The following is a 24,947-nucleotide window of genomic DNA, read 5'->3' as shown; positions in this document are numbered from 1 at the left end:
TCTGTCTGGGTTGTACGGCAGACGATCTGTTCTGTAGTCGTTCTCAATGCGCAGCTTCGGAGGATGAAGCGTGCTTCCACCCAAGCTCGAGAATCGCGCGTTGCTGTTCATCGACGCCGTTATCGCTGCTGTCCTCATCGACGGCATCGGCGGTTGCGGAGTGGCTCGCGGCGGTTGTCGCAACGCTTGCACTCGCACTGCCGAGTTCCGGTGGGTTCTCGTTCGTTGTTGTGCTGGTCGCGTCCGGCAGCGGGGGAGGGGACGCGATTGCGGTCGGCTCGTTCGGTACGGCCGGCCTGGCCGCGCCCCGATCATGCGACGAAGGCAGCGGTACGGTAGCTGCGCCGCGCGGCAGTGGCACGCTCGCGTCGGCTTGTGCGGTGGTGCTTTTCGGCGAACTCAGCGGCGACCAGCCCGTCGCCCGGATGGCGCGCTCCATCAGCGATCGCGCGTGCTGGCTGCCCGGGTCAATCGCGAGCGCCTCTGAGGCCTGTTCTCGCACGCAATCCCATGCGCGTTGCTCGGCACATCGGTCCGCGTTTTGCAGCGCGTTATCGCGGCGTTGCTGCGCAAGCGCGCCGCCGCGCGGTATCTCGTGCGCTTCTTCATTGTTCGCGTCACGCGCGAGTGCAGCATTTGCGTTTGGCAAGCTTTGCTCCGCGAAGCTTGCACGCGTGGCGCGTACTTCTCTTTCCTGCCGATGCCTGGCGCTGTACAGCAGAAACGCGGCGTATGCGATTGCGACAATGAGCCAGGCGAGCAATACGCCCTTCGCGAAGCGCCCTTTACCCGTGTGCCAGAACGGCCGCTGTTCCTCGAGTTGGTAGTTATTCAGATAGTCGGCCTGCACCGATGGGCGATTGGATGCGGCCGCGCCGGCAAGCGATACCTGTGCGACGGCACGCATAGGGGCGGCTGCGGAACCAACGACTGCTAACGTGGCTTTCGGGCGCGCGGGTGCAGCCGCGTCGAACGGGCGATCCGTGCCGCAGTAAGGGCAGAGATCGACGTGCAGGTAGAGCACTCCGCCACAGTGCTTGCACGGTGTGGGGATACTCTGGTTACCAGTCGTCTGAGCGGACATGCTGTCGTTCCACCGTCATGGCGACGCCATTTCGGCATGTTCAGGATCGTCGTTGAAGCGATCGGCGAAGCCTCGCGGAACCCACGATCTGCATGCGCAGGAGAGCGGCGGTGCCTGAACCGGCGCAGCCGCTCGAAAGATCATATGAGTGATTTTCCATTCATCCGTTATTTGCCGGTGTTGGCTACCGCACATATCCGTTGTGCGCCGAACAATCGGACTTAAGTCAGATCCGGCGCGGCCCGACTGCCCGTAAACGAGGGGGCGTGGTTTGCTGGTTAGCGCTCTGCCAGCAAACTTGGTGTGAGTCTAAAAGGGTCTGATCGTCCGCCCTGAGACCATGCAATGGGCGGATTGCTCGGCGTCCCGCCTATGCAGTGCTCTGGCCCTCGAATCAGCCGATTTTGTCTACGGCGCAAGGTTGGGGATTTCCCCGAGAGGCGTCCCGGATGACGTGGCAGATCGGGGGCAGGTTACTCGACGCAGCTGCTTCCAGAGTGATGCGGTTACTTGTCGAGCCGAGCGTCACGGCTGTCTATCTAATTGTTTTGATTGCAGAATATTCCGATGTGGCACGGAAAACCGGCAGCCAATAGCCGCAACTAGAATGAGCAAAAGTGTCTTTAGGGTCGAATGGATCGCAGCGATGATTCCCCATTCCGCCCCTTCTTGAATTTGTCACCACCCGTCCATATAATTAGCACTCACCGCATGAGAGTGCTAACAACGCTCGGTGCATAAACATCTCTGGCTGGCGGTTGCCGGCAGCCAGGTTTTCTTGAGTCTCTTCAAGTCCCAATCAACAGAGGAACATCCATGAACCTTCGTCCTTTGCATGATCGCGTGATCGTCAAGCGCCTGGATCAAGAAACCAAGACCGCTTCGGGCATCGTGATCCCGGACGCAGCGGCAGAAAAGCCGGATCAAGGCGAAGTCCTGGCCATCGGCCCGGGCAAGCGCGACGACAAGGGCGCCCTGATCGCGCTCGACGTGAAGGTCGGCGATCGCGTCCTGTTCGGCAAGTACGCTGGCCAGACCGTCAAGGTCGATGGCAACGAACTGCTCGTGATGCGCGAAGAAGACATCATGGCCGTGGTGAACAAGTAAGTTCATTCCACCGCTCACTATTCAAGAATCCAAGGAGTTAGAAGATGGCAGCTAAAGACGTCGTGTTCGGCGATTCCGCCCGTTCCAAGATGGTTGAAGGCGTGAACATTCTCGCCAACGCAGTGAAGGTCACGCTGGGTCCGAAGGGCCGCAACGTGGTGCTCGAGCGCTCGTTCGGCGGCCCGACGGTCACCAAGGACGGTGTCTCGGTCGCAAAGGAAATCGAGCTCAAGGACAAGCTCCAGAACATGGGCGCGCAAATGGTCAAGGAAGTCGCTTCCAAGACCAGCGACAACGCCGGTGACGGCACGACGACGGCTACGGTTCTGGCCCAGTCGATCGTCCGCGAAGGCATGAAGTACGTCGCATCGGGCATGAACCCGATGGACCTGAAGCGCGGCATCGACAAGGCCGTCGCAGCAGCAATCGAAGAGCTGCGCAAGGTCAGCAAGCCCTGCACGACCAACAAGGAAATCGCTCAAGTCGGCTCGATCTCGGCAAACAGCGACACGTCGATCGGCGACCGTATCGCTGAAGCGATGGACAAGGTTGGCAAGGAAGGCGTCATCACCGTCGAAGACGGCAAGTCGCTGCAAGACGAGCTGGAAGTCGTCGAAGGTATGCAGTTCGACCGCGGCTACCTCTCGCCGTACTTCATCAACAACCCGGACAAGCAAGTCGCCGTGCTGGAAAGCCCGTTCGTCCTGCTGTTCGACAAGAAGATCTCGAACATCCGTGATCTGCTGCCGGTTCTGGAACAAGTCGCGAAGGCTGGCCGTCCGCTCTTGATCATCGCTGAAGACGTCGAAGGCGAAGCGCTCGCAACGCTGGTCGTCAACAACATCCGCGGCATCCTGAAGACCGTTGCCGTCAAGGCTCCGGGCTTCGGCGACCGTCGCAAGGCCATGCTGGAAGACATCGCGATCCTGACCGGCGGTCAAGTCATCGCGGAAGAAACCGGCCTCACGCTCGAAAAGGCAACGCTGAACGAACTCGGTCAAGCGAAGCGCATCGAAGTGGGCAAGGAAAACACGACGATCATCGACGGCGCTGGCGAAGCCGTGAACATCGAAGCGCGCGTGAAGCAAATCCGCACGCAAATCGAAGAAGCGACGTCGGACTACGACCGTGAAAAGCTGCAAGAGCGCGTTGCCAAGCTGGCAGGCGGCGTGGCAGTGATCAAGGTCGGCGCTGCGACCGAAGTCGAAATGAAGGAAAAGAAGGCACGCGTGGAAGACGCGCTGCACGCAACCCGCGCTGCCGTTGAAGAAGGCATCGTCCCGGGCGGCGGCGTTGCGCTGATCCGTGCACGTACGGCAATCGCCAACGTGAAGGGCGCCAACGCAGACCAGGACGCTGGTATCAAGATCGTCCTGCGCGCGATGGAAGAGCCGCTGCGCCAGATCGTCACGAACGGCGGCGAAGAAGCGTCGGTGGTCGTGGCAGCGGTTGCAGCTGGTTCGGGCAACTACGGCTACAACGCAGCGACCGGCGAATACGTCGACATGGTTGAAGCCGGCGTGGTCGACCCGACGAAGGTCACGCGCACCGCGCTGCAAAACGCAGCTTCGGTTGCTGGCCTGCTCCTGACGACGGACGCAGCTGTTGCTGAAGTGCCGAAGGAAGATGCTCCGATGGCTGGCGGCATGCCCGGCGGCATGGGTGGCATGGGCATGGACATGTAATTACGGCTTGCGCCGAAATTACATCGAAGTGCGGGGGACACGCCGTGAGGCGTGTTTCCCGAGCCCGAAAAGAAAAAACCCGCAGCGATGCGGGTTTTTTTTCGTCTGTGCGGTTTGCGCGTGGTTCACGCGCCGCCGCGCCGCGAGCGTTATTGCTTCGCTTCGCCGGGCGAGGCTTCGTCCGCGTCCGAGTCGTTGCTGCGCGCCCAGAAGAAGCGGTCGGGCAGCCACGCCCCCATGCCCGGCCTGAACGCACTCTGCACGGCCTGATACACATATTCCTGCGCCTCGCGCACGGCCTCGGGCGGTTCCTGGCCGTTCGCGAGCAGTGCGGCAATGGCGGCGCCGAGCGTGTCGGTCACGCCCATCATCGGCTGCGTGGAGCGGTCCCACAGATCCTGGCGCAGCTGGCCGTCTTCGCAATACAGCGTGTTGACCACGCGATGCGTGCCCGTTTCCATTGCCAGGATGTACTCGCAGCCCGTGGCAAGCAGGTGCGCGATAGCCGCGTCGACGCTGGGCGCCTCCGCGTCGCCATCCGGCTGCGCGAGCGCGATCAGCGTCGCGGAGTCCGCCACGAGCAGCGTGGTCTGCGGCACGAGCAGGTCGGCCATCGCTTCGCGCAATTCGTCGGCGGCGAGCACGTGCTCGTCGTCGAGTGTGAAGTCGGGGGCAAGGATGAGCGGTACGTCGTCGTAGTCGGCGACCACTTCCGCGATTGCACTCACAACTTCGGCGCGCGCGCCCGCGCCCACCTTGAACGCTGCGATTGGCATGTCTTCAAGCAGCATGCGCGCCTGGGTGGCGACGGTTTCCGGATCGAGGCCGGTCACTTCGTCGCAACCCGCGGAGTCGCGCACCGTGTAGCCGGTCAACGCGGTGACACCGTGGCAACCCATGCTGGCGAGCGTGAGCAGGTCGGCTTGGAGTCCGCCGCCGCCTGTCGGGTCGGAAAGGCCGAAGGTAAGGACGATGGGAGGGGTGTCGCTGGGCATGAACTTGGGGAATTGGATTGAGTTTCGGGCGCGGCGTACCGCGCCGTCATAAGAGAATGCATGAACTCTCCGCCGCTAAATGTCTGGCGACGCTTTAGCGGTGGTTTCGCGGGTCACAGACTTTGACTTGCCCCATTGGGGTAGAGGTTTCGGTCTCGCCGCCACGCCCGTCCCAGGCATGAGCGCGTCGATCAATACAACCGACGCTGCGTTCTGGTCGCGTGGCGCGATGTACCCGCAGTGCGGGCACACGTGCGTGCGTTGCGCAAGGGTCTTGGGAACGATCTCCCAGCATCCAGCGCACCGCTGCGACGGTTTTAACTGGCGCGTGTTCGACAGATGCAGTCTCGAACCAGTCTCGATCACTTTGTACGAGAGCATCTGATGCGCCATGCCAAGGCCCGCCGAGAGGATTTCCCGGTTCAGCCCGGCTTTCTGTCTGACCATCCAGCCGGGCATCTCCTGCGTACCTTTGGCCGAACGGGTCATATTTTTGGTTCGAAGCTCTTCGGTCGCGAGCGCCGCACAGGACATCGCCATGCGCGTCGTTTCCTTGTGCAGGAAGTCTCGTCGCACGTTGGCAATGCGCTCGTGCAGTGTGGCGGTCTGACGGCTGAGCCGTCGGTATCGGATGGAGTTCTTCTTCTTGCGGGCTCGCTCGCGTTGCAGTCGCGAGAGCTTCGGCAGCGCGTTGCGCAGGAAGCGCGGATTGGAAACCCTCTCGCCGTTATCGAACGTCGCCCAGTCGGAGATACCGAAATCCACGCCGCGATGATCGTCACCCGTCCGCTCGCGCGCACAGTCCTCTGCGGATACACGCAGCGTGACCGACGCAAACCACTGGTTGTTGCGGCGAGTGATCGTCAAGTCGTTGGGCCTTGTGCTGTCGCCGAAGCGGTGTTTGCCTCGTGCGCGGATCGACATCGCGGACCTGCCGCTGCCGATGCGTAGCGTCGCCCCGCGGCCTCCGTGCTGCAAAATCTTCCAGCCAGCCGGGTCGGGATAACAGAAGCCGGTGAAGCGTTTGCTTGACCTGAACCTCGGAAAGCCCGGTGTCTGCCCCGCCTTGACGCGCCGGTAAAACGCCTGGAACGCCAGATCGAGGCGGCGCAACGTCTGCTGCAGCGCATGCGAGCCCAGCTCGACGTATTCTGGGCGGGCCACCTTGATCTCGGGCAACACGTTCTGTTGGTCGTAGTAGCTGATCGACTTCGCGTGCTTGCGGTACGCATCGATGCGCTCTTCGAGCGCCGCGTTGTAAAGCTCGCAGTGCAGGTGGATCCAGACCGTGAGGCGTTCGACCTCCTGGGCATCCGGATACAGCTTGAAGGTGACCTTTCGACGTTCCATAACTTAATCGTAACCCGGAAGACGGGAAGTGAAGTCGTCATGAGACTTCGTCCTGTCTCGATGGCTTCGCCTAAAAGGTTCGTAAGCAAATCAGCCAGAAGGCAAATGCACAGGAATATGCACAATTATGCGGCGTATCTGCGCATCTGGGGGACGGATGACGAGCGCACATGAATTTTTCGCGCCGGACGCGGCTGCTACCTGCTGCCAATCGCTCCCGGAGCCACGCCAGCGAAACTTCCTCTTGCTAGGCATGGAAACGGCAACAAGGTACCATCATGGCTCTCGTTTCCCCGATTTTTTTTCCGACTGGTTTCGGACTTTTCGACGCGGCATAAGAATGGAATATAGAAGCTGGATGTGCCTGATCTGCGGCTGGATTTACGACGAAGAAGCCGGTTTGCCAGACGAAGGCATTGCCCCCGGCACGCGCTGGGAGGATGTCCCGATCAACTGGACCTGCCCTGAGTGCGGCGCGCGCAAGGAAGACTTCGAGATGGTCCAGATCTGAGACCGCGCTGGCGGCTGAGCGCGTTTTCGCATATCTCAGTTCGCTCGCGGTGGCCGGTGCGCAGTCTGGCTGCGGATTCCAGAAGTGTGTCGAGTGCGGTGCGGCTCGCGGTGTCGCGACGGCTGGCACCGTATTTGCGCTAGCCGTCGCCGGTGTCGACGCTTATGTCGAGATTGCCCGCCTGGTTGGCCCGCTAATGTTTTCGGCGCTGCCCTATGAGTCATCCTTCAAGCTCTGATGTGCGGTTCGAAGCGTTGCCGAATCCGCGCGGCGGCTCGGTGCCGTTCGCGCACGGCGCGCTCGCCCAGGCGCTTGCCGCGCTCGGGGAGCAGCGCGACGTTGCCCGGCCACTGCGCCAGGCTGCCCGCACGCTGCACGACGCCGGCTGGCTCGCCGCCGCGCGCTTTGCCGACACGCTGCTCCTCGCTTCCCCGCTCGCGCTTGCCGCGCCGGTGCCCGTAGCGCCGCCGCCGGGCCTGCCCGCGCGGCCGCTCCATGCGCCCGAGGAAGCGAAGGACGCTGAAATGCGTGCCTTGTTCAGCGAGGCGCTGCAAGATCTCGTCGCTGCGCTCGAACGCCGCAATCTGCGCGAGCTGGCGTGCTCGCCCGCGCTTTTCGCGCGGCAGCACGCGCTCGTGGCTGCGCTCGCGGAGCACATGCCGGGTGTCGCGCTCGCCTACGAGGACATCGCGCTGCTGGGCCGGCCGCTCGCGCCCGCTTCGCTGCATCCGCAGCCGGCGCAGCGATTTGGCCAGGTGCGCGCGCGCTTCGAGCAGGCGCTCCTGCTTGCGCTGAAGTCGCAGCCCGGCAACGGCAGCCGCGCGGCCGATGCGCTCGCGCTCGCGGCGTTCGACGAGATGGACGCCTGTATGGCCGAACTATCGAGCGCCGATCCGTACGACTTCTGGCGTCTTGCTGCGGCGTGCGCACGCGCGCTGCGGCGGGGCGTGGCGTCGTGGGGAGAGGAAGGCGTGCGGCGTCTTTACGCACGCTGCAATCTGCTGATCGGGGAGCACGCGCGCGGCCTGCGCTTCGCGCCACAAACGCTCGTGCGCTCCACGCTCGCGTTGCTGTGGCGCGATTACGCGCTCTTCGGGGCCGCCGCGGAAGACACCGCTGACGTCGATCTGCTGCATGACTACGGCTTGACCGTGGAGTGGCACATTGCCGGCACGCAGGCCTCGGAGGCGCTGTGGGAAGCCGGCAGCGTGCAGGCCAGCGCGCTCGCGGCGCGTGTGGCGCCTACGCGCGAGCTGGGCGCGCTGGTCGTGAACGGCAATGCGTATGAAGATTTTCTGCAGACCGCCGATGCGGCGATGATCGCGCTCGGCACGCACTCGCGCACACTGACATTGCGCGGCGCAGGCGCGAGCCCGGAGCCCGCAGACGCGCTAGTGGCCGCCGAAGCGGCGTACCGCATCGGCGCCGCCGCCTGGGCGCTCGGGCTCGGCCATAGTGGCCAACTCGCGGACGCGCTGGGCCTCGCCTGGCGGCGCACTGCGCATGCGGCAACGCTTGCGGCGCTCGAAGCGCGGGGCGCGCCGTCAATTCAGCCGCCCGGCGCGGAGGCGATCGAGCACGCCAGCGAGGCGCTGCGCGCCATGCTGCACAAGGTCGCGGCGGGTATCGCGCAGCCCGACGCTACGCCCGTGGTGCGTGCGCTTGGCGTGGCAATCGTCAACGGCGCGGCGCAAAATGCGGTGCAAAATATTGCGCACTGACTCCGCCGGGCCTGAGGATTCGCGGCGCTGGCCGTGCCTTGCAGAGGTCAGGCATCGGCCTTGCGCCATCGGCCGATTGCCTTGCGAGGGCACAGCGCGCGCGTGTTAGAGTGAGCCATTACCTGCAATGCGCAACGCGCCGCGGCTGGCAAGGTGTGAGGCCACCATCGGGCGCCCGACCTCCGGCCTGGCAGCGCGCCGCCATTGCGCATCGTCTTTGCTAGAATTCAAACCATGTCCAAGAGTAACGATCGCATCAATCTAACCAACCAGTTCCTGATCGCCATGCCGAACATGGCGGACCCCACGTTTTCAGGAACGGTGGTCTACCTTTGCGATCATTCGGAGCGCGGCGCGCTCGGTCTCGTCATCAATCGGCCCACCGACATCGATCTCGAGGCGCTCTTTTCCCGCATCGACCTCAAGCTCGAAATCGAGCCGCTCCTGCATGTGCCCGTTTATTTCGGCGGCCCGGTGCAGACCGAGCGCGGCTTCGTGCTGCACGCGAGAGCCGAGGGCACGAGCTACACGTCGTCGATGTCGGTGCCGGGCGGCCTTGAAATGACCACGTCGAAGGACGTGCTCGAAGCCGTTGCGAACGGCAGCGGCCCCGAACGCTTCCTCCTCACGCTCGGCCACGCCGGCTGGGGCGCCGGCCAACTCGAGGACGAAATCTCGAAGAACGGCTGGCTTACGGTCGAAGCCGATCCGAAGATCGTATTCGACGTGCCCGCCGAAGAGCGCTTCGAAGCGGCGCTCGCGCTGCTCGGCATTTCCTCGTCGATGCTGTCGGGCGAGGCGGGTCACGCATGAGCGTGGCCGCTGGGCGAGGGGCCGGCGAGGCCACCTTGCTTGCGTTCGACTACGGCGAAAAGCGTATCGGCGTCGCGCTCGGCAACGCGCTCACGCGCAGCGCCCGAGCGCTCACTGTCATTCCCAACAAGAGTCGCGACTACCGCTTCGAAGCGATAGGCGCGTTGCTGCGCGAGTGGCAGCCCGACCTGCTCGTGGTCGGCCTGCCGTGCCATCCGGACGGCACACCGCACATCATGACGCAGCACGCGAAGCGCTTTGGCAATCAGCTCAATGGCCGTTTCGGTCTGCGGGTGGTGTGGGTGGACGAGCGCTACTCGTCCGTCGACGCCGAAGCGCGGATCCGCGAGCGCGGCGAACGCGTCGAGCATGTCGACGCCGAAGCGGCCTCCGTGATTCTCCAGCAGTACCTCGACGAACTCCCGCTCTAACTAGCCCGCGAGTTGCCCGATGATCATCCCTGACGCTGAAGCGCTGTATTGCGCCCTTCTCGACGAGATCCGCGCGGCGTATCCGGCCGACGCGTTCGGCGCGCCCGGCGGCGTGGCGATCGTCGGCATTCATAGCGGCGGTGCGTGGATCGCCGAGCGGCTTGCACATGACGTCGGGGTGCTCGAATGGGGCGTGCTCAACGTTGCGCTGCACCGCGACGACTATGCGAAGAAGGGCCTGCACAGCAAGGCAAGCCCGACGGCGCTGCCCTTCGCCGTGGAAGGCCGCCACATTCTGCTCGTCGACGACGTGCTTTTCACGGGCCGCACCGTGCGCGCCGCGCTCAACGAACTGTACGACTATGGTCGGCCGGCTTCCGTCGAACTTGCGGTGCTTGCCGAACGCGGCGGGCGTGAGCTGCCGGTGTCCGCGCGCTTCACCGGCGGCGCGGTCAGCGTCGGTGCGCGCGAAACGCTTGTGCTTGCACACAGCGCCGACGGTCTCTTCGCTTTTCACGTCGAGCCGGGCAGCGGCGCCTGACGCGCGTATCGAACATATTTGGCGGCGACGGCAGGCGCACAGGCACGCATGCCGGCCCCACGCAGCCCATCACATCCAGGATTCACGCGATGAACACACAGCCCACGCCCGCCGCGTCCACAGCGGACGACAAGCGTTTTCGCTATGGCTTTCTCAAGGGCAATCCGCAGCTCACGAAAAATGGCGAGCTCAAGCATCTGCTGTCAATCGAGGGCCTGTCGCGCGCAATCCTCACTCACGTTCTCGATACCGCCACACAGTTCGTGAGCGTGACCGACCGCGACGTGAAGAAGGTGCCGCTGTTGCGCGGCAAGTCGGTGTTCAACCTGTTCTTCGAGAATTCCACGCGCACGCGCACAACGTTTGAGATCGCGGCCAAGCGTCTTTCGGCGGACGTGCTCAACCTGAACATCAACGCTTCGTCGACGAGCAAGGGCGAGTCGCTGCTCGACACCATTGGCAACCTTTCGGCGATGCACGCCGACATGTTCGTCGTGCGCCACGCGTCGAGCGGCGCGCCGTACCTGATCGCCGAGCACTGCGCGCCGCACGTGCACGTGATCAACGCCGGCGACGGCCGCCACGCGCACCCGACGCAAGGCCTGCTCGACATGTACACGATCCGCCACTACAAGCGCGATTTCACGAACCTGCGCGTGGCGATCGTCGGCGACATCCTGCATTCGCGCGTGGCGCGCTCGGATATCCACGCGCTTACCACCCTCGGCGTACCCGAGGTGCGCGCCATCGGCCCGCGCACGCTGCTGCCGGGCGGCCTCGAGCAGATGGGCGTGCGCGTGTTTCATAACCTCGACGAAGGCCTGAAAGACGTCGACGTCATCATCATGCTGCGCCTGCAGAACGAGCGCATGAGCGGCGCGCTGCTGCCTTCCGCGCAGGAGTACTTCAAGAGCTGGGGCTTGACGCCCGAGCGCCTAGCGCTCGCCGCGCCCGATGCGATCGTCATGCATCCGGGGCCGATGAATCGTGGCGTCGAAATCGACTCGCAGGTCGCAGACGGCCCGCAGTCGGTGATCCTCGACCAGGTGAGCTTTGGGATTGCGGTGCGCATGGCGGTGATGGGCATCGTCGCCGGGAACAACGACTGAAGCGGCGAGAACAACAAGGGCAGCACATGAAGATTCATATTCAAGGCGGCACGCTGATTGATCCCGCGGCCGGGACGGAACAGCAGCAGGACGTGTACATCGAAGCTGGCAAGATCGCCGCGCTGGGCGCGGCGCCTGCGGGCTTCCAGGCGGACAGAACGCTCGATGCGCGCGGCCTCGTGGTCGCGCCCGGTCTCGTCGACCTGAGCGCGCGCCTGCGCGAGCCGGGCTACGAGCACAAGGCCACGCTCGACTCGGAGATGAGCGCGGCGCTCGCGGGCGGCGTGACGAGCCTCGTGTGCCCGCCCGATACCGATCCCGTGCTCGACGAAGCCGGCCTCGTCGAAATGCTCAAGCACCGTGCGGGCAAGCTCGCGCGTGCGCATGTGCATCCGCTCGGCGCGCTGACCGTGGGCCTGAAAGGGCAAGTGATCACCGAGATGGTGTCGCTGACCGAGGCGGGCTGCATCGGCTTCACGCAAGCCGACGCGCCGATCGCCGACACTCAGGTCCTGCTGCGCGCGCTGCAGTACGCGAGCACCTATGGCTACTCCGTGTGGCTGCGGCCGCAGGACGCGTATCTCTCGAAGGGCGGCGTGGCCGCGAGCGGGGCGCTGGCTTCGCGCCTCGGCCTCTCCGGTGTGCCGGTGAGCGCGGAGACGATCGCGTTGCATACGCTTTTCGAACTGATGCGCGTGACGGGCGCGCGCATACATGTGCAGCATCTTTCGTCTGCGGCGGGCGTTGCGCTCGTGCGCGCCGCGAAGGCCGAGGGTCTGCCCGTGACCTGCGACGTAACGGCCAACCACCTGCATTTGATCGACATGGATATCGGCTATTTCGACGCGCAGTTCCGGCTCGACCCGCCGCTGCGGCAGCAGCGCGATCGCGAGTCGATTCGCGCGGGTCTCGCCGATGGCACGATCGACGCGATCTGCTCGCAGCACACGCCCGTGGATGATGACGAAAAGCTGCTGCCTTTCGCCGAAGCGACGCCGGGTGCGACAGGCCTCGAGCTGTTCCTCTCGCTCACGGTGAAATGGGCGCAGGAAGCGCGCGTGCCGCTCGCGAAGGCGCTCGCCCATGTGACGTCGGCGCCGGCTGCCGTGATGCAGCGTGACGCGGGACGGCTCGCCTTGGGCGCGAGCGCGGACCTTTGCGTGTTCGATCCCCATGCGCACTGGCGCGTCGAGCCGCGTGCGCTCAGGAGCCAGGGGCACAACACGCCGTTCCTCGGGTACGAATTGCCCGCCGTCGTGCGCGCGACGCTCGTGGCGGGCCGTGTGGGCTTCGAGCGCGGGCTCGATTGAGGTCGCGAACACGCATGACAGATTTGTGTCATGCGTGTCTGCTAGGATTTCGCGATTCAGCTTCTCGTCAAATATGAGCCTCTTCATTCGCAAGACCCGCCTGCTCGCGCATTTGCTGCGCGGCGCCTTGACCGTCGCAATGCGTTTTCCGCGTGCGAGCGCCGATCAGCGCCACGCCATGAACCGCGCATGGTCCCTCAAGATGCTCGAGCTGTGCGGCTTGAAGCTCGTCGTGCATAACGATTCGGCGCGGCTCGACGCGGGCGCGCTTGTCGTGAGCAATCACATTTCGTGGATTGATATCTACGTGATCAATGCATGGCGGCCTACGCCGTTCGTCTCGAAGGCTGAGATCCGCCATTGGCCACTCATAGGCTGGTTTGCGCAGAACCTCGACACCGTGTTCGTTGAGCGCGAGAAGCGCAGCGACGCGCGCCGCATCATGCATGAGCTGGCCGAGCGTCTCACGCGCGGCGAACTGATGTGCGTGTTTCCTGAAGGCACGACGTCGGACGGCCGTGCGCTCCTGCCGTTTCACTCGAACATGTTCCAGGCGGCGGTGTCGGCTGGGCGGCCTGTGCAGCCGCTTTGCATTCTGTATGAGGATTCGCAGGGGCGGCAGTCGGTGGCGCCGGCGTATATCGATGACCTCTCGCTCAAGGATTCACTCGACGCGATGCTCAAGGCTGGGCCGTTGACTGCACATGTTTATGTGGGCGAAGCGATCGAAGCGGGTGACGACCGGCGCAAGCTGGCGGCGCGCGCGCAGGAGGCGGTGGGGCAGGCGTTGAAGACGATGCGCGGTGAAGCGGAGCATGTGCAAGGACCCGGGGCCGTTCAGGTGTCGTGACGCCTCGGCGCGTCATCGAAGGCAGAAAAAACATAGCAGGACAGTCACCATGGATCGCACGGAACTCGGCGCGTGCATCGCGGAGCGCCTCGAAGCAGAACGCGCCCGGCTGCGCGAACAATGGACGCAGACGGCGCCCGTCAATCACTTCCATATCGACGACGTACTCCCGGAGGACGTTGCGCGTGCGATTCGCGCGGCCTTCCCTGACACGTCGAAGATGATGTTGCGCAAGAGTTTGCGCGAGCTGAAATACGTCTCGGCGCAAATGGACGCGCATGCGCCGCTGCTCGAAGAGATCATCTTCGCGTTCCAGATGCCGCGCGTGGTCGAGCTCGTCAAAGAGATCACCGGCCTGCGCTCGCTCTATCCGGACGAGCATCTCTACGCTGGCGGCATCTCGATGATGGGGCCGGGCCACTTCCTCAACCCGCATCTCGACAATTCACACGACAAGGATCGCGAACGCTATCGCGTGCTGAATCTGCTCTACTACGTTTCGCCGGACTGGTCGCGGGAGAAGGGCGGCAACCTCGAAGTCTGGCCGCAGGGTACGAAAGCCGAGCCCACGACGATCGTGAGCCGTTTCAACCGCCTCGCCGTGATGGTGACGAACCAGCACTCGTGGCATTCGGTATCGAAGAACGCGAGCACGGAGCAGCGGTGCTGCGTGTCGAATTACTACTTTTCGGATCATCCGGTGGGCGATGCCGAATACTTTCACCCGACCTCGTTTCGCGGCCGGCCTGACGAGCCGGTGCGCGACGTCGTGTTGCAGGCCGACGCCGCAGCGCGCGGACTCGTACGTCGCGTCTTTCCCAGGGGTGTGAAGAGCACGACGCACTTGTACAACAAGAAGCGCTGAAAGGACGCGTGGCGTGGAGTTCAGCCGCTCGTTGCGCGGCAGCTCTCGCATGGCACCTGGGTGAGGATGCGCTGGGACGGATCGGCGTTGAGGTGCACCGCGGAGAGTCGTTCGCCCCACACGCAGCCCGAGTCGAGCCCGACCACGTTCTTGCGCAAGGTGAGGCCGAGCGCCGCCCAATGGCCGAAGACGACCGTGATCTCGGCGGTCTTGCGCCCCGGAACATCGAACCACGGCATATAACCGGGCGGCGCCGAATCGAGGCCACCGCTAGTGGTGAAATCCATCGTGCCGTCGCGATCGCAAAAGCGCATGCGCGTGAGTGCGCTGCAGGTCACCCGGAGCCGGTCGATACCCTTCAGGTCTTTCGACCAGCGGTTCGGCTCGTTGCCGTAGAGGCCCGCAAGCGTCTCCTTCCAGTTGTCGCGCCGCAAGGCCTTCTCGAGTTCGTGCGCGAGTTCCATTGTGAGATCGGCATCCCATTGAGGCAACACGCCCGCGTGCACCATCAGCATGCCGTTCTCGTAGTGCGCGATCGGACGGTGGCGCACCCAGTGCAACAGGTCTTCGGCGTCGGGTGCGGTCAGGATCTCGTCGATCGTGTCGCCTTTTTTCGACTTGCGGATGCCCGCCGACACCGAAAGCAGATGCAGGTCGTGATTGCCCAGCACGGCAACGCCGCGCTCGCCAAGCGCGATCACCTCGCGCAACGTTTCGAGCGATTGCGGACCGCGATTGATCAGGTCGCCCGCGAACCACAGCGGCGTGTGGGCGGAGGGCGCAGCCTTGGCGAGCAGTTCGCGAAACGGTATGAGGCAGCCCTGGAGATCGCCGAAGGCGAGGGGGGGGGGGTACGGCACTTGCTTCATCGTTGAATTGGTGTGGTTGCGGCGCGCAATGAGGGAGTGACGGTATCACAGGAATACAATCGCCGCCTGATGCAGCATAAATCGTAAAAATCACGAAAGCGTGAAGATACAGTCACGCGCGTGGCACAAAAAATGCGGGGCCGGATTTTGTCAAGCTGTTTCAAGATGTTAGGGGGGTGGCGTTCGCGCTAGCGATCCTTATAATCTCTACTGACAAAATCAGAGACAGAGTATGCTGGGCGAATAGCTAGGCGCTTTTTCCTTACGGAATAGCCTATTACAGCTCTCTTTCGGCAGTCTGGCGCGGGGATTTTCGCCAGATTTGCTTCCACACTAGCGCAATAAGAGGAGTTCCATGATCCTGGTTACGGGCGGTGCCGGCTTTATCGGCGCTAACTTTGTGCTTGATTGGTTGCGGCAATCCGATGAGGCGGTGCTGAACGTCGATAAGCTGACCTACGCGGGCAATCTTGGGACGCTCAAGTCGCTGCAAGACGACCCGAAGCATGTATTCGCGCGCGTTGATATTTGCGATCGCGCAGCGCTCGACGCGCTGTTCGCGCAGCACAAGCCGCGCGCGGTACTTCATTTTGCAGCCGAGAGTCACGTGGACCGTTCGATTCACGGCCCGGCGGATTTTGTTCAGACCAATGTGGTAGGCACGTTTACGCTGCTCGAAGCCGCGCGCCAGTACTGGAACAATCTGCCCGAAGCCGCAAAGGCCGCATTCCGCTTCCTGCACGTCTCGACCGACGAGGTGTTCGGTTCGCTCTCGGCGACCGATCCGCAGTTTTCCGAAACGACGCCTTACGCACCGAATAGCCCCTATTCGGCGACCAAGGCCGGCTCCGATCATCTCGTGCGTGCGTATCATCATACGTACGGCCTGCCGACGCTTACGACGAACTGCTCGAACAACTATGGTCCGTACCAGTTCCCGGAAAAGCTCATTCCGCTGATGATTGCCAACGCACTTGCCGGCAAGCCGTTGCCGGTTTATGGCGACGGTCAGAACGTGCGCGATTGGTTGTATGTGGGCGACCATTGCAGCGCGATCCGCGAAGTGCTCGCGCGCGGCCAGGTTGGCGAAACGTACAACGTGGGCGGCTGGAACGAGAAGAAGAATCTTGAAGTCGTGCACACGCTGTGCGACCTGCTCGACTCGCAGCGTCCGAAGGCGTCGGGCTCGTATCGCGATCAGATCACGTACGTGACCGATCGTCCCGGCCACGATCGTCGTTATGCGATCGACGCGCGCAAACTCGAGCGCGAGCTTGGCTGGAAGCCTGCCGAAACGTTCGAGACGGGTCTTGCGAAGACGGTGCGCTGGTATCTCGACAACCAGGTATGGGTTGACGACGTGGCCTCGGGCGATTATCGCAAGTGGGTCGAAACGAACTACGCGCAGCGCGCGTAAGGGCAGCGGACATGGCGCGCAAAGGCATTATTCTCGCCGGCGGTTCCGGCACGCGGCTTTATCCGATCACCCATGCGGTCTCGAAGCAGCTGCTGCCGGTGTACGACAAGCCGATGATCTACTACCCGCTGTCGACGCTGATGATCGCGGGTATTCGCGATGTGCTCATCATCTCGACGCCGCAGGACACGCCGCGCTTTGAGTCGATGCTCGGCGACGGCAGCCAGTGGGGCATGAACATCCAGTATGCGGTGCAGCCCTCGCCGGATGGTCTCGCCCAGGCGTTCATTATCGGCAAGGAATTCGTCGGCAATGACCCGTCTGCGCTTATTCTTGGCGACAACATTTTCTACGGCCACGATCTCGCGAAGCAGCTCGAACGCGCCGATGCGCAGGACGCTGGTGCGACCGTGTTCGCATATCACGTGCAGGATCCTGAGCGCTACGGCGTGGTCGAATTCGACAAGGGCTTTCGCGCGCTGTCGATCGAAGAGAAGCCCGTAGAGCCGCGCTCGAATTACGCTGTCACCGGGCTCTATTTCTACGATCAGCGCGTGTGCGACATTGCGGCCGACATTAAGCCTTCGCCGCGCGGCGAACTTGAGATCACCGACGTCAATTCGCGCTATCTGAGCGACGGCGCGCTCAATGTCGAGATCATGGGCCGTGGCTATGCGTGGCTCGACACCGGCACACACGACTCGCTGATCGAAGCGGCGACCTTCATCGCAACGCTGCAGAAGCGTCAGGGGCTCGTGGTTGCGTGTCCTGAGGAGATTGCGTATCGCCGCTCGTGGATCGATGGCGAACAACTTCAGGCGCTCGCCAAGCCGCTCGCGAAGAACGGCTACGGGAAATATCTGTTGAATATTCTTACGGATCAGGTTGCATGGCCATCACGGTAACAGCTACGGCACTCCCCGAGGTCAAGATCATCGAGCCGAAGGTATTCGGTGATTCGCGTGGCTACTTCTACGAGAGCTTCAACGGCCGCGAGTTCGAAGAACTGGTCGAGCCAGGCGTCGTGTTCGTGCAGGACAACCATTCGCGTTCGGCGAAGGGCGTATTGCGCGGACTGCACTATCAGATCCAGCATGCACAGGGCAAGCTCGTGCGCGTGGTGGAAGGCGCAGTGTTCGACGTGGCCGTCGATGTGCGCCGCAGCTCGCCGAATTTCGGCAAGTGGGTGGGCGTGACTCTCTCGGCGGAGAATCATCGGCAGTTGTGGGTGCCTCCTGGCTTTGCGCATGGCTTTGTCGTGCTGTCGGAGTTAGCGCAGTTCCTCTACAAGACGACCGATTACTGGTTCCCCGAGCACGAACGCAGCATTGTGTGGAACGACGCGGAGATCGGCATCGACTGGCCGATCGACTTCGAACCGCTGCTCGCGGCGAAGGATGCGGCGGGCAAGCGGCTGGCTGAGGCCGAAGTCTATGCATGAGCGCGAAATGAACGAACAGCCGACGATTCTCGTCACGGGTGTAAACGGGCAGGTTGGATTTGAGCTGCTGCGCAATTTGCAGGGGCTTGGGCGTGTCGTGGGACTCGACCGCGCGGCGCTGGATCTGGCAGATCTCGATCGCGTGCGCGAGGTCGTACGCGAGACGAAACCTTCTATCATCGTGAACCCTGCAGCCTATACGGCGGTCGACAAGGCCGAATCCGATGAGGCGGCGGCGCGGCGGCTCAACGCCGAGGCGCCGGGCGTACTGGCCGAGGAAGCCGCGCGCTGTGGCGCGGCACTGATTCACTACTCGACCGACTACGTGTTCGACGGCACGAAGGACACGCCTTACGTTGAAACCGATGCGGTCAATCCGCAAAACGTCTACGGCAAGACGAAGCTCGAAGGCGAGCAGGCGATCGCGGCGAGCGGCTGTGCGCATCTCATCCTGCGCACGAGCTGGGTATATGGGCGGCGCGGCAAGAATTTTCTGCTGACGATGCTCAAGCTCGGCGCGGAACGCCCTGAGTTGTGCGTGGTTGTCGATCAGATCGGTGCGCCGACGTGGTCGACGACGATCGCTGCCGCGACTGCGCATTTGGTGGCTCAAGGGCTGGCGGCTAACAGCGATAGCTGGTGGCACGAACGCGCGGGCGTCTACAACTTCACGGCTGGCGGGGCGACGTCGTGGCACGGGTTCGCCGAGGCCATTCTTACGCGAGCGATGGGCCCGGACGCCCCGAAAGTGACGCCGATTCCTGCCTCAGAATATCCGGTCCCAGCGCAACGTCCTGCGAATTCCCGGCTATCCGGACGCAAGCTTGCCGATGTATTTGGTCTGCAGCTTCCACACTGGGAGGAAGCGTTACACCTTTGTCTGGGAAGCTGATGAATCCAGGTTCCGCCCGCGGCGCAGCTGGCACGGTCGTGGTGTTTTATCGGCCCGACGAGGGATGTGTGGCGCGCGCGAACCGACTAGCCCAATTTGGGCCGTGCGTCGTGGTCGACAACACGGAGCCGGTGCGGGATCCCGCGCTGCTCGGCGTCGACCCGCGCATCCACTACATAGCGAACGGCGTCAATCACGGAATAGCGACGGCGCTAAACCAGGGCGTCGAGGCGTTGATTGCGCTCGGCTGCTCGATGGCCATACTGTTCGACCAGGACAGTGAGCCCTCCGACGAGTTGTTGGCCGCACTGCGGCGCACCATGGACGAGGCAATGGCACGCGGGACGAAGGTTGCTCTTATCGGGCCGGCGTACGAGGACGATCGGCTGGGAGGCGTTGCTCCGTTCGTGCGTTTCGGCTGGTTGCGCTTGCAGCGTGTTGCGCCGGTAGGCTCGGCCCCGATAGACGTCGACTTTCTGATTACTTCGGGCTCTTGTCTCAATCTTGCCGCATGGTCGTCGATCGGTCCGATGGACGACGCGCTCTTTATCGACTTCGTCGACCTGGAGTGGTGTATTCGTGCGAAGGCGAAAGGCTATGCCGTGCTGGGCGCGCCTGCACTTAGGCTCGCGCATGAACTTGGGGACGATCCCGTCCGTGTGTTTGGGCGCCGCTATCCCGGACACAGCCCCGTGCGACACTATTACCTCTTTCGTAACGCTGTCGCGCTGATCGGTCGCAGTTATGTGCCGTGGAGCTGGAAGCTGTCCGAACTGGTCAAGATGCCATTTCGGCTTGCGATCTATCTACTGTTCATGCGGCCGCGTCTCGTGCATTTGCGCTTGTCGGTGCTGGGTATCTGGCATGGGCTGATCGGCCGCAGCGGCGCGCTCTGAGGCCGCATAGGTTACGCATCTTCGGTTGTTATCCATATTTTAGAAGGCTTGCATGTTGACTCTTGCACTCGCTGACCTGAAACAAAGCGTCAGCTCATGGCGATTGTGGACGCTACTCGGTTGGCTGGAAATTCGGCAGCGTTATGCGCGTTCGCGCGTTGGACCGTTCTGGCTGACCATCAGCATGGGCGTGATGATTGGCTCGCTTGGCGTCGTCTACGGGACGCTGTTCGGCCAGAACATGCACGACTACCTGCCGTTCCTTGCGGCGAGCCTCGTGATGTGGGGTCTCTTGTCGTCAACCATCCAGGACGGCAGCGTCGCGTACATCAACAGCGGCTCCTACATCCGGCAGATGGCCACGCCGAAGCTCATCTATATGCTTCAGGTCGTGTGGCGCAACCTGATCGTGATGTCGCACAACGCCGTGATCATTGTCGCGCTACTGGTGATTTTTGGCGTGAAGGACTGGGCGACACTGCCGCTGTTCATTCCGGGCATGCTGCTGTACATACTCAACATTCTGTGGATCGCGATGGTGGCGGGCCTGCTGTCCGCGCGCTTTCGCGATCTGCCGCAGATCATCGGTGCGCTGCTTCAGGTGGCGTTCTATGTCACGCCGATCATTTTCCGGCCCAACGCGCTCAACCGTTTTCAGTTCATCGTCGAGTGGAATCCGCTTGCGTACCTGCTCGATCTCGTGCGCGGTCCCCTGATCGGGCAGGTACCAAGCGCGTTGACGTGGGGCGTGACGGGCGCGATGGCCGTGGTGGGGTGGATCCTCGCGCTGTGGCTCACCGGCCGCTATGTGAAGCGTATTCCGTACTGGGTTTGAGGACACGTCATGGCTTATATAGAACTGAAAAACGTGACCCTTGACTTGCCGATCTTCGACGTCCAGGGTCGCTCGTTGAAGAAGCAGGTGATGCGCATGGGGCGCCGCAACCGGATTGCCGAAGACAATCACGGCGTTATCGTCGTGCGCGCACTTGACGACGTGACGCTGCGCTTCGAGCGCGGCGACCGCATTGGCCTCATCGGCCACAACGGCGCGGGCAAGTCCACCCTGCTACGTGTGATGGCCGGCATCTATCCGCCGACTGGTGGAGCCGTGACCCGCGAAGGCAAAGCCGTGCCGTTGCTCGACATCAGCCTTGGCATGGACGAGAACTCGACGGGCATGCAGAACATTCGTCTGCGCGGTTTGCTGCTTGGCATGACCGAAACGGAGATCCGCACGAAGCAGAACGAGATCGCGGAGTTCAGCGAGCTTGGCGACTACCTCGATCTGCCGATTCGCACATACTCGAGCGGGATGCGCGTTCGCCTTGCCTTTGCTGTCTCGACCGCGGTTGACGCTGAAATCCTGCTGCTGGATGAAGTGATGGGCGTTGGTGATGCCTCGTTCATGCACAAGGCAGAAGCGCGGCTTGCGGATCTTCATAGCCGGGCCGAGATCGTCGTGCTGGCCATGCATTCGAACAACCAGATTCGCAAGGTCTGCAACAAGGTGCTGTGGATGGAGCGTGGACGCATTCGCGCGTTCGGTCCCGTCGAAGACGTGGTGGCGCAATACGAGGTTGCGATGGCTTGAGCGGGTTGAACGATCAGATGAAGGTGTCGAAGATGCGATCCGTCGTGGGCCGGCTAACGGGAGGGCGAGGCGTCGCCAGCGCTCTGCGTCGGGCCTATGGCGTGTATCGCCGCGAAGGGTTGGATGGCGTGAGGCGCAAACTCACGTGGCTGCGCGCGGGTGCGCCCGGTGTCATCGACGCCGGTGAATATGCGCGGTGGATCGAGCGCTACGATCGCATCGATGACAACGCTCGGGAGTCGATTCGCGCGCGTATTCGCGCCTTCGCGTCTACACCTCTAATTTCGGTGGTGATGCCGGTCTACAACCCGAAGCCCGAATGGCTGGCGGAGGCGATCGACTCGGTCCGGCGGCAGCTATATCCCCACTGGGAACTATGTATTGCCGACGATCTTTCGCCCGATCCGGCCGTTCGCCAGCTGCTAGAGCGCTACGCTGCTGCTGAGCCGCGTATCAAGATCGTTTTCCGCGACAGGAATGGCCATATTTCCGCGGCGTCTAACAGTGCTCTGAGTCTCGCTACAGGCGAGTGGATCGCGCTGCTCGATCACGACGATTTGCTGCCGGAGCATGCCCTGTACTGCGTCGCAGACACCATTGTGAGTCATCCACAAGCGCAGCTCATTTATTCGGACGAGGACAAGATCGACGCGAGCGGCAAGCGCCGCGAGCCGTATTTCAAATGCGACTGGAATCCCGATCTTTTTCTCTCGCATAACATGTTCAGCCATCTGGGCGTCTATCGGAAGGCGTTGGTCGATGCGGTTGGCGGGTTTCGGCTCGGGTTCGAAGGATCGCAGGATTACGATCTGGCGTTGCGTTGCGCCGAGCGCGTCGATGCTGCGCAGATTCATCACATTCCTCGCGTGCTCTATCACTGGCGTCTGCATGCGACGAGTACGGCGAGCGGAGTCGAGGCGAAGCCGTATGCTGCTGTCGTCGGCGAAGCCGCCATCAATGAGCATCTGGGAAGACAGGCCGTCGATGGCACGGCAGAGTACATCGACCACGGTTATCGAGTTCGCTACGCATTGCCGGCGCAGCCGCCGCTCGTCAGCCTCGTCATTCCGACGCGCAACGCGGTACACCTGTTGCGGCAGTGTATCGATAGCGTGCTGGAAAAAACGCGCTACCCGAACTACGAAATCCTGATTGTTGATAACGGATCGGACGATGCCGATGCGTTGCATTTTTTAACATCGATCTCCGGGAATCCGAAGATTCGCGTATTGCGCGATGCGCGACCGTTTAACTATTCGGCGCTGAACAACCGCGCCGTGGAAGCCGCGAACGGCGAGGTCCTCTGCCTGTTGAACAATGACATAGAGGTCATCTCGTCGGACTGGCTCTCAGAGATGGTGAGCTTGGCATTGCAGCCGCATGTGGGTGCAGTCGGCGCAAAACTCATGTATCCCAGTGATACGATTCAACATGCTGGTCTCGTGCTGGGCATTCAGGGGGTTGCGGGCAACGCGCATAAACACGTTCCGCGGAATACGCGTGGGTATTTCGGCAGGGCGGCGCTCGTGAGCAATTTTTCCGCCGTGACGGCTGCGTGCCTTGTCATGCGCAAGGCGGTGTATGAAGAAGTTGGCGGGCTAGACCAGGTCAATCTTGCGGTTGCCTACAATGATGTCGATTTCTGCCTGCGTGTGCGAGAAGCCGGGTATCGCAATGTGTGGACCCCGTTCGCGGAACTCTATCATCATGAATCCGCCACTCGCGGTCAGGACGACGACCCAGTGAAGCGCGAACGCTTCGAACGCGAGACAGCGTGGATGAAGCAGCGTTGGCGCGAAGCACTGAAGTACGATCCTTTCTACAGCCCCAACTTGACTATCGAGCGCGACGATTTCAGCCTCGCGTGGCCGCCGCGAGTCCCAGCAATTGCCTAAAGAGTTCCCGGAATGTATCGGGGAAACTGACGTCGGGGTGCCTGACCCGCTGTAACGTCAATGAAGATGCACAATGAATCACGGAGCCGATGTGAACGTTTATCCTGTAATCCTGTGCGGAGGTAGCGGCACTCGCCTCTGGCCGATGTCGCGCGGTGGATATCCGAAGCAATACCTCAAGCTTGCCGGCGAACATACGCTCGTGCAACAAACGGCACTTCGGCTTGCCGACGTTCCTGGTGCACGTCCACCGATCGTCATCACGAATCAGGGCCAGCGTTTTCTCGTTGCGGACCAACTGCACAGCATCGGCGTTAAACCCGAGGCGATCGTGCTCGAACCGGCGCGGCGCAACACGGCGCCGGCCGTGGCGGCAGCTGCGTCGCTCGTGGCTGAAAAAGACCCGGATGCGCTGCTGCTGGTTTTGCCGTCCGATCATGTGATCGCCCACAATCAAACATTCGTGACATATGCTCTCGAGGCGGCGCAGATCGCGATGGGTGGGCGTCTCGTGACATTCGGCATCGAGCCGACCATGCCACACACGGGCTACGGATATATTCGCGCCGGCGCCGCGCTGGCGGCGCACGAGTTTGCTTATGTCGTCGATGAATTTGCCGAAAAACCCGACCTTGCTACCGCGAAACGCTTTCTGTCAGAAGGCGGCTACTTTTGGAACAGTGGCATGTTCATGCTAAAGGCATCGGCGTATCTGGAAGAACTCGCGCGCTTTGAGCCCGCGGTGCGCACGCAGATCGAATTGTCGGTAGCTGCCGCGAGACGAGACGAAGATTTTGTGCGGCTCGATCAACAGGCTTTCGAGGCAAGTCCTGACATTTCAATCGATTACGCCGTGATGGAGAGGACCGATCGCGCCGTTGTGATCGCGGCGTCAGGACTTGAATGGAGCGATATCGGCTCCTGGGCATCGCTTGCCGATATTTCGGAAAAGGACGACAGTGGCAATACACTCACTGGCGATGTGATGACCGAAAACGTCGCGCAAAGCTTCATTCGCTCCGAGCATCGCATCGTCGCGGCGATTGGAGTGCGTGACCTTGTCATCGTTGAAACTGCCGACGCAGTGCTCGTAGCGCATCGCAATGAAACCGAGCGCGTCAAGGCAATTGTTGAGAAACTCAATGCATCGGGGCGGCACGAATCCGTGACGCACCGACGAGTTAATCGCCCTTGGGGAACATACGAGAGCATCGATCAGGGCGAGCGTTTCCAGGTCAAGCGCATCATCGTGAATCCCGGATCGTCGCTGAGCCTGCAGATGCATCACCATCGTGCGGAGCACTGGATCGTCGTGCGTGGAACGGCCCGCGTATATAACGACGGCAAAGAACTGCTGCTCACTGAAAACCAGTCAACCTATATCCCGCTCGGTGCGAAGCATCGGTTGCAAAACCCGGGAATGATTCCACTCGAATTGATCGAGGTGCAGTCGGGAGCCTATCTGAGCGAAGACGATATCGTTCGCTTTGAGGACAACTATGGCCGGGGCGTCGAAGCATCGGAAAGTTGTATTCAGGGAAAAAACGAGTAACGCGATTGACGCGGGTCAC

The 24,947-nt window shown here is 62.3% G+C and carries 24 protein-coding genes; 20 read left to right on the top strand and 4 right to left on the bottom strand.

Annotated elements, in window-relative coordinates; translation table 11 throughout:
• Window positions 1-43: 43 nt before the first annotated feature.
• Window positions 44-907, bottom strand: a complete 864-nt coding sequence (locus tag U5A57_RS17925; protein WP_321912988.1) for a hypothetical protein — start codon at window positions 905-907, stop codon at window positions 44-46.
• 993 nt (window positions 908-1,900) lie between these two features.
• On the opposite strand from U5A57_RS17925, the gene groES reads away from it, so the two are divergent.
• Window positions 1,901-2,191, top strand: coding sequence for a co-chaperone GroES (groES, locus tag U5A57_RS17920; RefSeq protein ID WP_028202123.1), 291 nt, complete (start codon window positions 1,901-1,903; stop codon window positions 2,189-2,191).
• A gap of 44 nt (window positions 2,192-2,235) precedes the next feature.
• Window positions 2,236-3,876 carry a chaperonin GroEL gene (gene groL, locus U5A57_RS17915; protein ID WP_321912987.1) on the top strand — a complete coding sequence of 547 codons (1,641 nt, stop codon included), beginning with the start codon at window positions 2,236-2,238 and terminating at the stop codon, window positions 3,874-3,876.
• A gap of 149 nt (window positions 3,877-4,025) precedes the next feature.
• Here the strand turns inward: groL and U5A57_RS17910 are convergent, their stop codons facing one another.
• Window positions 4,026-4,871 (bottom strand): hydroxymethylpyrimidine/phosphomethylpyrimidine kinase, encoded by an 846-nt coding sequence (locus U5A57_RS17910; RefSeq protein WP_321912986.1) that lies wholly within the window; start codon window positions 4,869-4,871, stop codon window positions 4,026-4,028.
• Window positions 4,872-4,946: 75 nt separating this feature from the next.
• Complete coding sequence (locus U5A57_RS17905) at window positions 4,947-6,221, bottom strand: transposase (protein ID WP_321912984.1); 1,275 nt, start codon at window positions 6,219-6,221, stop codon at window positions 4,947-4,949.
• A 340-nt stretch (window positions 6,222-6,561) separates the two neighbouring features.
• On the opposite strand from U5A57_RS17905, the gene U5A57_RS17900 reads away from it, so the two are divergent.
• The 9 genes from U5A57_RS17900 (at window position 6,562) to U5A57_RS17860 (ending at window position 14,372) form a co-directional block, all read left to right on the top strand.
• A complete protein-coding gene (locus U5A57_RS17900) occupies window positions 6,562-6,732 on the top strand; it encodes a rubredoxin (protein ID WP_008342674.1) in 171 nt (56 codons plus the stop codon).
• Window positions 6,733-6,947: 215 nt separating this feature from the next.
• On the top strand, window positions 6,948-8,453 hold the full coding sequence (locus tag U5A57_RS17895; RefSeq protein WP_321912982.1) for a hypothetical protein: 1,506 nt from the start codon (window positions 6,948-6,950) through the stop codon (window positions 8,451-8,453).
• 234 nt (window positions 8,454-8,687) lie between these two features.
• Window positions 8,688-9,266 carry a YqgE/AlgH family protein gene (locus U5A57_RS17890; protein ID WP_158757151.1) on the top strand — a complete coding sequence of 193 codons (579 nt, stop codon included), beginning with the start codon at window positions 8,688-8,690 and terminating at the stop codon, window positions 9,264-9,266.
• Entirely contained in the window at window positions 9,263-9,697 is a 435-nt protein-coding gene (gene ruvX, locus U5A57_RS17885) for a Holliday junction resolvase RuvX (RefSeq protein ID WP_321912979.1), read from the top strand. Before U5A57_RS17890 ends, ruvX begins: the two co-directional genes overlap by 4 nt.
• 19 nt (window positions 9,698-9,716) lie before the next feature.
• Window positions 9,717-10,238: a bifunctional pyr operon transcriptional regulator/uracil phosphoribosyltransferase PyrR gene (gene pyrR, locus U5A57_RS17880; RefSeq protein WP_321912978.1), complete on the top strand. Its 522-nt coding sequence runs from the start codon at window positions 9,717-9,719 to the stop codon at window positions 10,236-10,238.
• Between the two features lie 89 nt (window positions 10,239-10,327).
• Window positions 10,328-11,347 carry an aspartate carbamoyltransferase catalytic subunit gene (locus tag U5A57_RS17875; RefSeq protein WP_321912977.1) on the top strand — a complete coding sequence of 340 codons (1,020 nt, stop codon included), beginning with the start codon at window positions 10,328-10,330 and terminating at the stop codon, window positions 11,345-11,347.
• 26 nt (window positions 11,348-11,373) lie between these two features.
• The gene (locus U5A57_RS17870) at window positions 11,374-12,657 is read left to right on the top strand and encodes a dihydroorotase (RefSeq protein ID WP_321912975.1); all 1,284 of its coding nucleotides are present in this window, start codon (window positions 11,374-11,376) and stop codon (window positions 12,655-12,657) included.
• 73 nt (window positions 12,658-12,730) lie between these two features.
• Window positions 12,731-13,507 carry a lysophospholipid acyltransferase family protein gene (locus U5A57_RS17865; RefSeq protein WP_321912973.1) on the top strand — a complete coding sequence of 259 codons (777 nt, stop codon included), beginning with the start codon at window positions 12,731-12,733 and terminating at the stop codon, window positions 13,505-13,507.
• 49 nt (window positions 13,508-13,556) lie between these two features.
• Window positions 13,557-14,372: a 2OG-Fe(II) oxygenase gene (locus tag U5A57_RS17860; protein WP_321912971.1), complete on the top strand. Its 816-nt coding sequence runs from the start codon at window positions 13,557-13,559 to the stop codon at window positions 14,370-14,372.
• Between the two features lie 20 nt (window positions 14,373-14,392).
• Here the strand turns inward: U5A57_RS17860 and U5A57_RS17855 are convergent, their stop codons facing one another.
• The gene (locus tag U5A57_RS17855; protein WP_415774640.1) at window positions 14,393-15,232 is read right to left on the bottom strand and encodes a symmetrical bis(5'-nucleosyl)-tetraphosphatase; all 840 of its coding nucleotides are present in this window, start codon (window positions 15,230-15,232) and stop codon (window positions 14,393-14,395) included.
• Window positions 15,233-15,596: 364 nt separating this feature from the next.
• Between U5A57_RS17855 and rfbB the strand changes: the two genes are divergently transcribed.
• The 9 genes from rfbB (at window position 15,597) to U5A57_RS17810 (ending at window position 24,928) form a co-directional block, all read left to right on the top strand.
• On the top strand, window positions 15,597-16,658 hold the full coding sequence (rfbB, locus tag U5A57_RS17850) for a dTDP-glucose 4,6-dehydratase (protein ID WP_321912967.1): 1,062 nt from the start codon (window positions 15,597-15,599) through the stop codon (window positions 16,656-16,658).
• Window positions 16,659-16,669: 11 nt separating this feature from the next.
• Window positions 16,670-17,563 (top strand): glucose-1-phosphate thymidylyltransferase RfbA, encoded by an 894-nt coding sequence (rfbA, locus tag U5A57_RS17845; protein WP_321912964.1) that lies wholly within the window; start codon window positions 16,670-16,672, stop codon window positions 17,561-17,563.
• Window positions 17,548-18,099, top strand: coding sequence for a dTDP-4-dehydrorhamnose 3,5-epimerase (gene rfbC / locus U5A57_RS17840; protein ID WP_321912962.1), 552 nt, complete (start codon window positions 17,548-17,550; stop codon window positions 18,097-18,099). Before rfbA ends, rfbC begins: the two co-directional genes overlap by 16 nt.
• Before the next feature lie 7 nt (window positions 18,100-18,106).
• Entirely contained in the window at window positions 18,107-18,991 is an 885-nt protein-coding gene (gene rfbD / locus U5A57_RS17835) for a dTDP-4-dehydrorhamnose reductase (protein WP_321912960.1), read from the top strand.
• A complete protein-coding gene (locus tag U5A57_RS17830; protein WP_321912958.1) occupies window positions 18,991-19,887 on the top strand; it encodes a glycosyltransferase family 2 protein in 897 nt (298 codons plus the stop codon). The genes rfbD and U5A57_RS17830 overlap by 1 nt, the downstream gene beginning before the upstream one ends.
• 52 nt (window positions 19,888-19,939) lie before the next feature.
• On the top strand, window positions 19,940-20,722 hold the full coding sequence (locus tag U5A57_RS17825) for an ABC transporter permease (RefSeq protein ID WP_321912956.1): 783 nt from the start codon (window positions 19,940-19,942) through the stop codon (window positions 20,720-20,722).
• A 9-nt stretch (window positions 20,723-20,731) separates the two neighbouring features.
• A complete protein-coding gene (locus tag U5A57_RS17820) occupies window positions 20,732-21,481 on the top strand; it encodes an ABC transporter ATP-binding protein (RefSeq protein ID WP_321912953.1) in 750 nt (249 codons plus the stop codon).
• Window positions 21,482-21,498: 17 nt separating this feature from the next.
• Entirely contained in the window at window positions 21,499-23,376 is a 1,878-nt protein-coding gene (locus tag U5A57_RS17815; protein WP_321913013.1) for a glycosyltransferase family 2 protein, read from the top strand.
• A gap of 91 nt (window positions 23,377-23,467) precedes the next feature.
• Entirely contained in the window at window positions 23,468-24,928 is a 1,461-nt protein-coding gene (locus U5A57_RS17810) for a mannose-1-phosphate guanylyltransferase/mannose-6-phosphate isomerase (RefSeq protein ID WP_321913012.1), read from the top strand.
• The last annotated feature ends 19 nt before the right edge of the window (window positions 24,929-24,947 follow it).

The organism is Paraburkholderia sp. J11-2, from assembly GCF_905220185.1.
Taxonomy (GTDB): Bacteria; Pseudomonadota; Gammaproteobacteria; order Burkholderiales; family Burkholderiaceae; genus Paraburkholderia.
Note: the sequence above shows the minus strand (reverse complement) of the source record. Positions and strands in the feature narration are given on the sequence as shown.

Bases quoted from the DNA above. Each gene is read 5' to 3' on its own strand.
- U5A57_RS17925 (WP_321912988.1), bottom strand. From the start codon at position 907: ATGCGTGCCGTCGCACAGGTATCGCTTGCCGGCGCGGCCGCATCCAAT.
- groES (WP_028202123.1), top strand. From the start codon at position 1,901: ATGAACCTTCGTCCTTTGCATGATCGCGTGATCGTCAAGCGCCTGGAT.
- groL (WP_321912987.1), top strand. From the start codon at position 2,236: ATGGCAGCTAAAGACGTCGTGTTCGGCGATTCCGCCCGTTCCAAGATG.
- U5A57_RS17910 (WP_321912986.1), bottom strand. From the start codon at position 4,871: ATGCCCAGCGACACCCCTCCCATCGTCCTTACCTTCGGCCTTTCCGAC.
- U5A57_RS17905 (WP_321912984.1), bottom strand. From the start codon at position 6,221: ATGGAACGTCGAAAGGTCACCTTCAAGCTGTATCCGGATGCCCAGGAG.
- U5A57_RS17900 (WP_008342674.1), top strand. From the start codon at position 6,562: ATGGAATATAGAAGCTGGATGTGCCTGATCTGCGGCTGGATTTACGAC.
- U5A57_RS17895 (WP_321912982.1), top strand. From the start codon at position 6,948: ATGAGTCATCCTTCAAGCTCTGATGTGCGGTTCGAAGCGTTGCCGAAT.
- U5A57_RS17890 (WP_158757151.1), top strand. From the start codon at position 8,688: ATGTCCAAGAGTAACGATCGCATCAATCTAACCAACCAGTTCCTGATC.
- ruvX (WP_321912979.1), top strand. From the start codon at position 9,263: ATGAGCGTGGCCGCTGGGCGAGGGGCCGGCGAGGCCACCTTGCTTGCG.
- pyrR (WP_321912978.1), top strand. From the start codon at position 9,717: ATGATCATCCCTGACGCTGAAGCGCTGTATTGCGCCCTTCTCGACGAG.
- U5A57_RS17875 (WP_321912977.1), top strand. From the start codon at position 10,328: ATGAACACACAGCCCACGCCCGCCGCGTCCACAGCGGACGACAAGCGT.
- U5A57_RS17870 (WP_321912975.1), top strand. From the start codon at position 11,374: ATGAAGATTCATATTCAAGGCGGCACGCTGATTGATCCCGCGGCCGGG.
- U5A57_RS17865 (WP_321912973.1), top strand. From the start codon at position 12,731: ATGAGCCTCTTCATTCGCAAGACCCGCCTGCTCGCGCATTTGCTGCGC.
- U5A57_RS17860 (WP_321912971.1), top strand. From the start codon at position 13,557: ATGGATCGCACGGAACTCGGCGCGTGCATCGCGGAGCGCCTCGAAGCA.
- rfbB (WP_321912967.1), top strand. From the start codon at position 15,597: ATGATCCTGGTTACGGGCGGTGCCGGCTTTATCGGCGCTAACTTTGTG.
- rfbA (WP_321912964.1), top strand. From the start codon at position 16,670: ATGGCGCGCAAAGGCATTATTCTCGCCGGCGGTTCCGGCACGCGGCTT.
- rfbC (WP_321912962.1), top strand. From the start codon at position 17,548: ATGGCCATCACGGTAACAGCTACGGCACTCCCCGAGGTCAAGATCATC.
- rfbD (WP_321912960.1), top strand. From the start codon at position 18,107: ATGAACGAACAGCCGACGATTCTCGTCACGGGTGTAAACGGGCAGGTT.
- U5A57_RS17830 (WP_321912958.1), top strand. From the start codon at position 18,991: ATGAATCCAGGTTCCGCCCGCGGCGCAGCTGGCACGGTCGTGGTGTTT.
- U5A57_RS17825 (WP_321912956.1), top strand. From the start codon at position 19,940: ATGTTGACTCTTGCACTCGCTGACCTGAAACAAAGCGTCAGCTCATGG.
- U5A57_RS17820 (WP_321912953.1), top strand. From the start codon at position 20,732: ATGGCTTATATAGAACTGAAAAACGTGACCCTTGACTTGCCGATCTTC.
- U5A57_RS17815 (WP_321913013.1), top strand. From the start codon at position 21,499: ATGAAGGTGTCGAAGATGCGATCCGTCGTGGGCCGGCTAACGGGAGGG.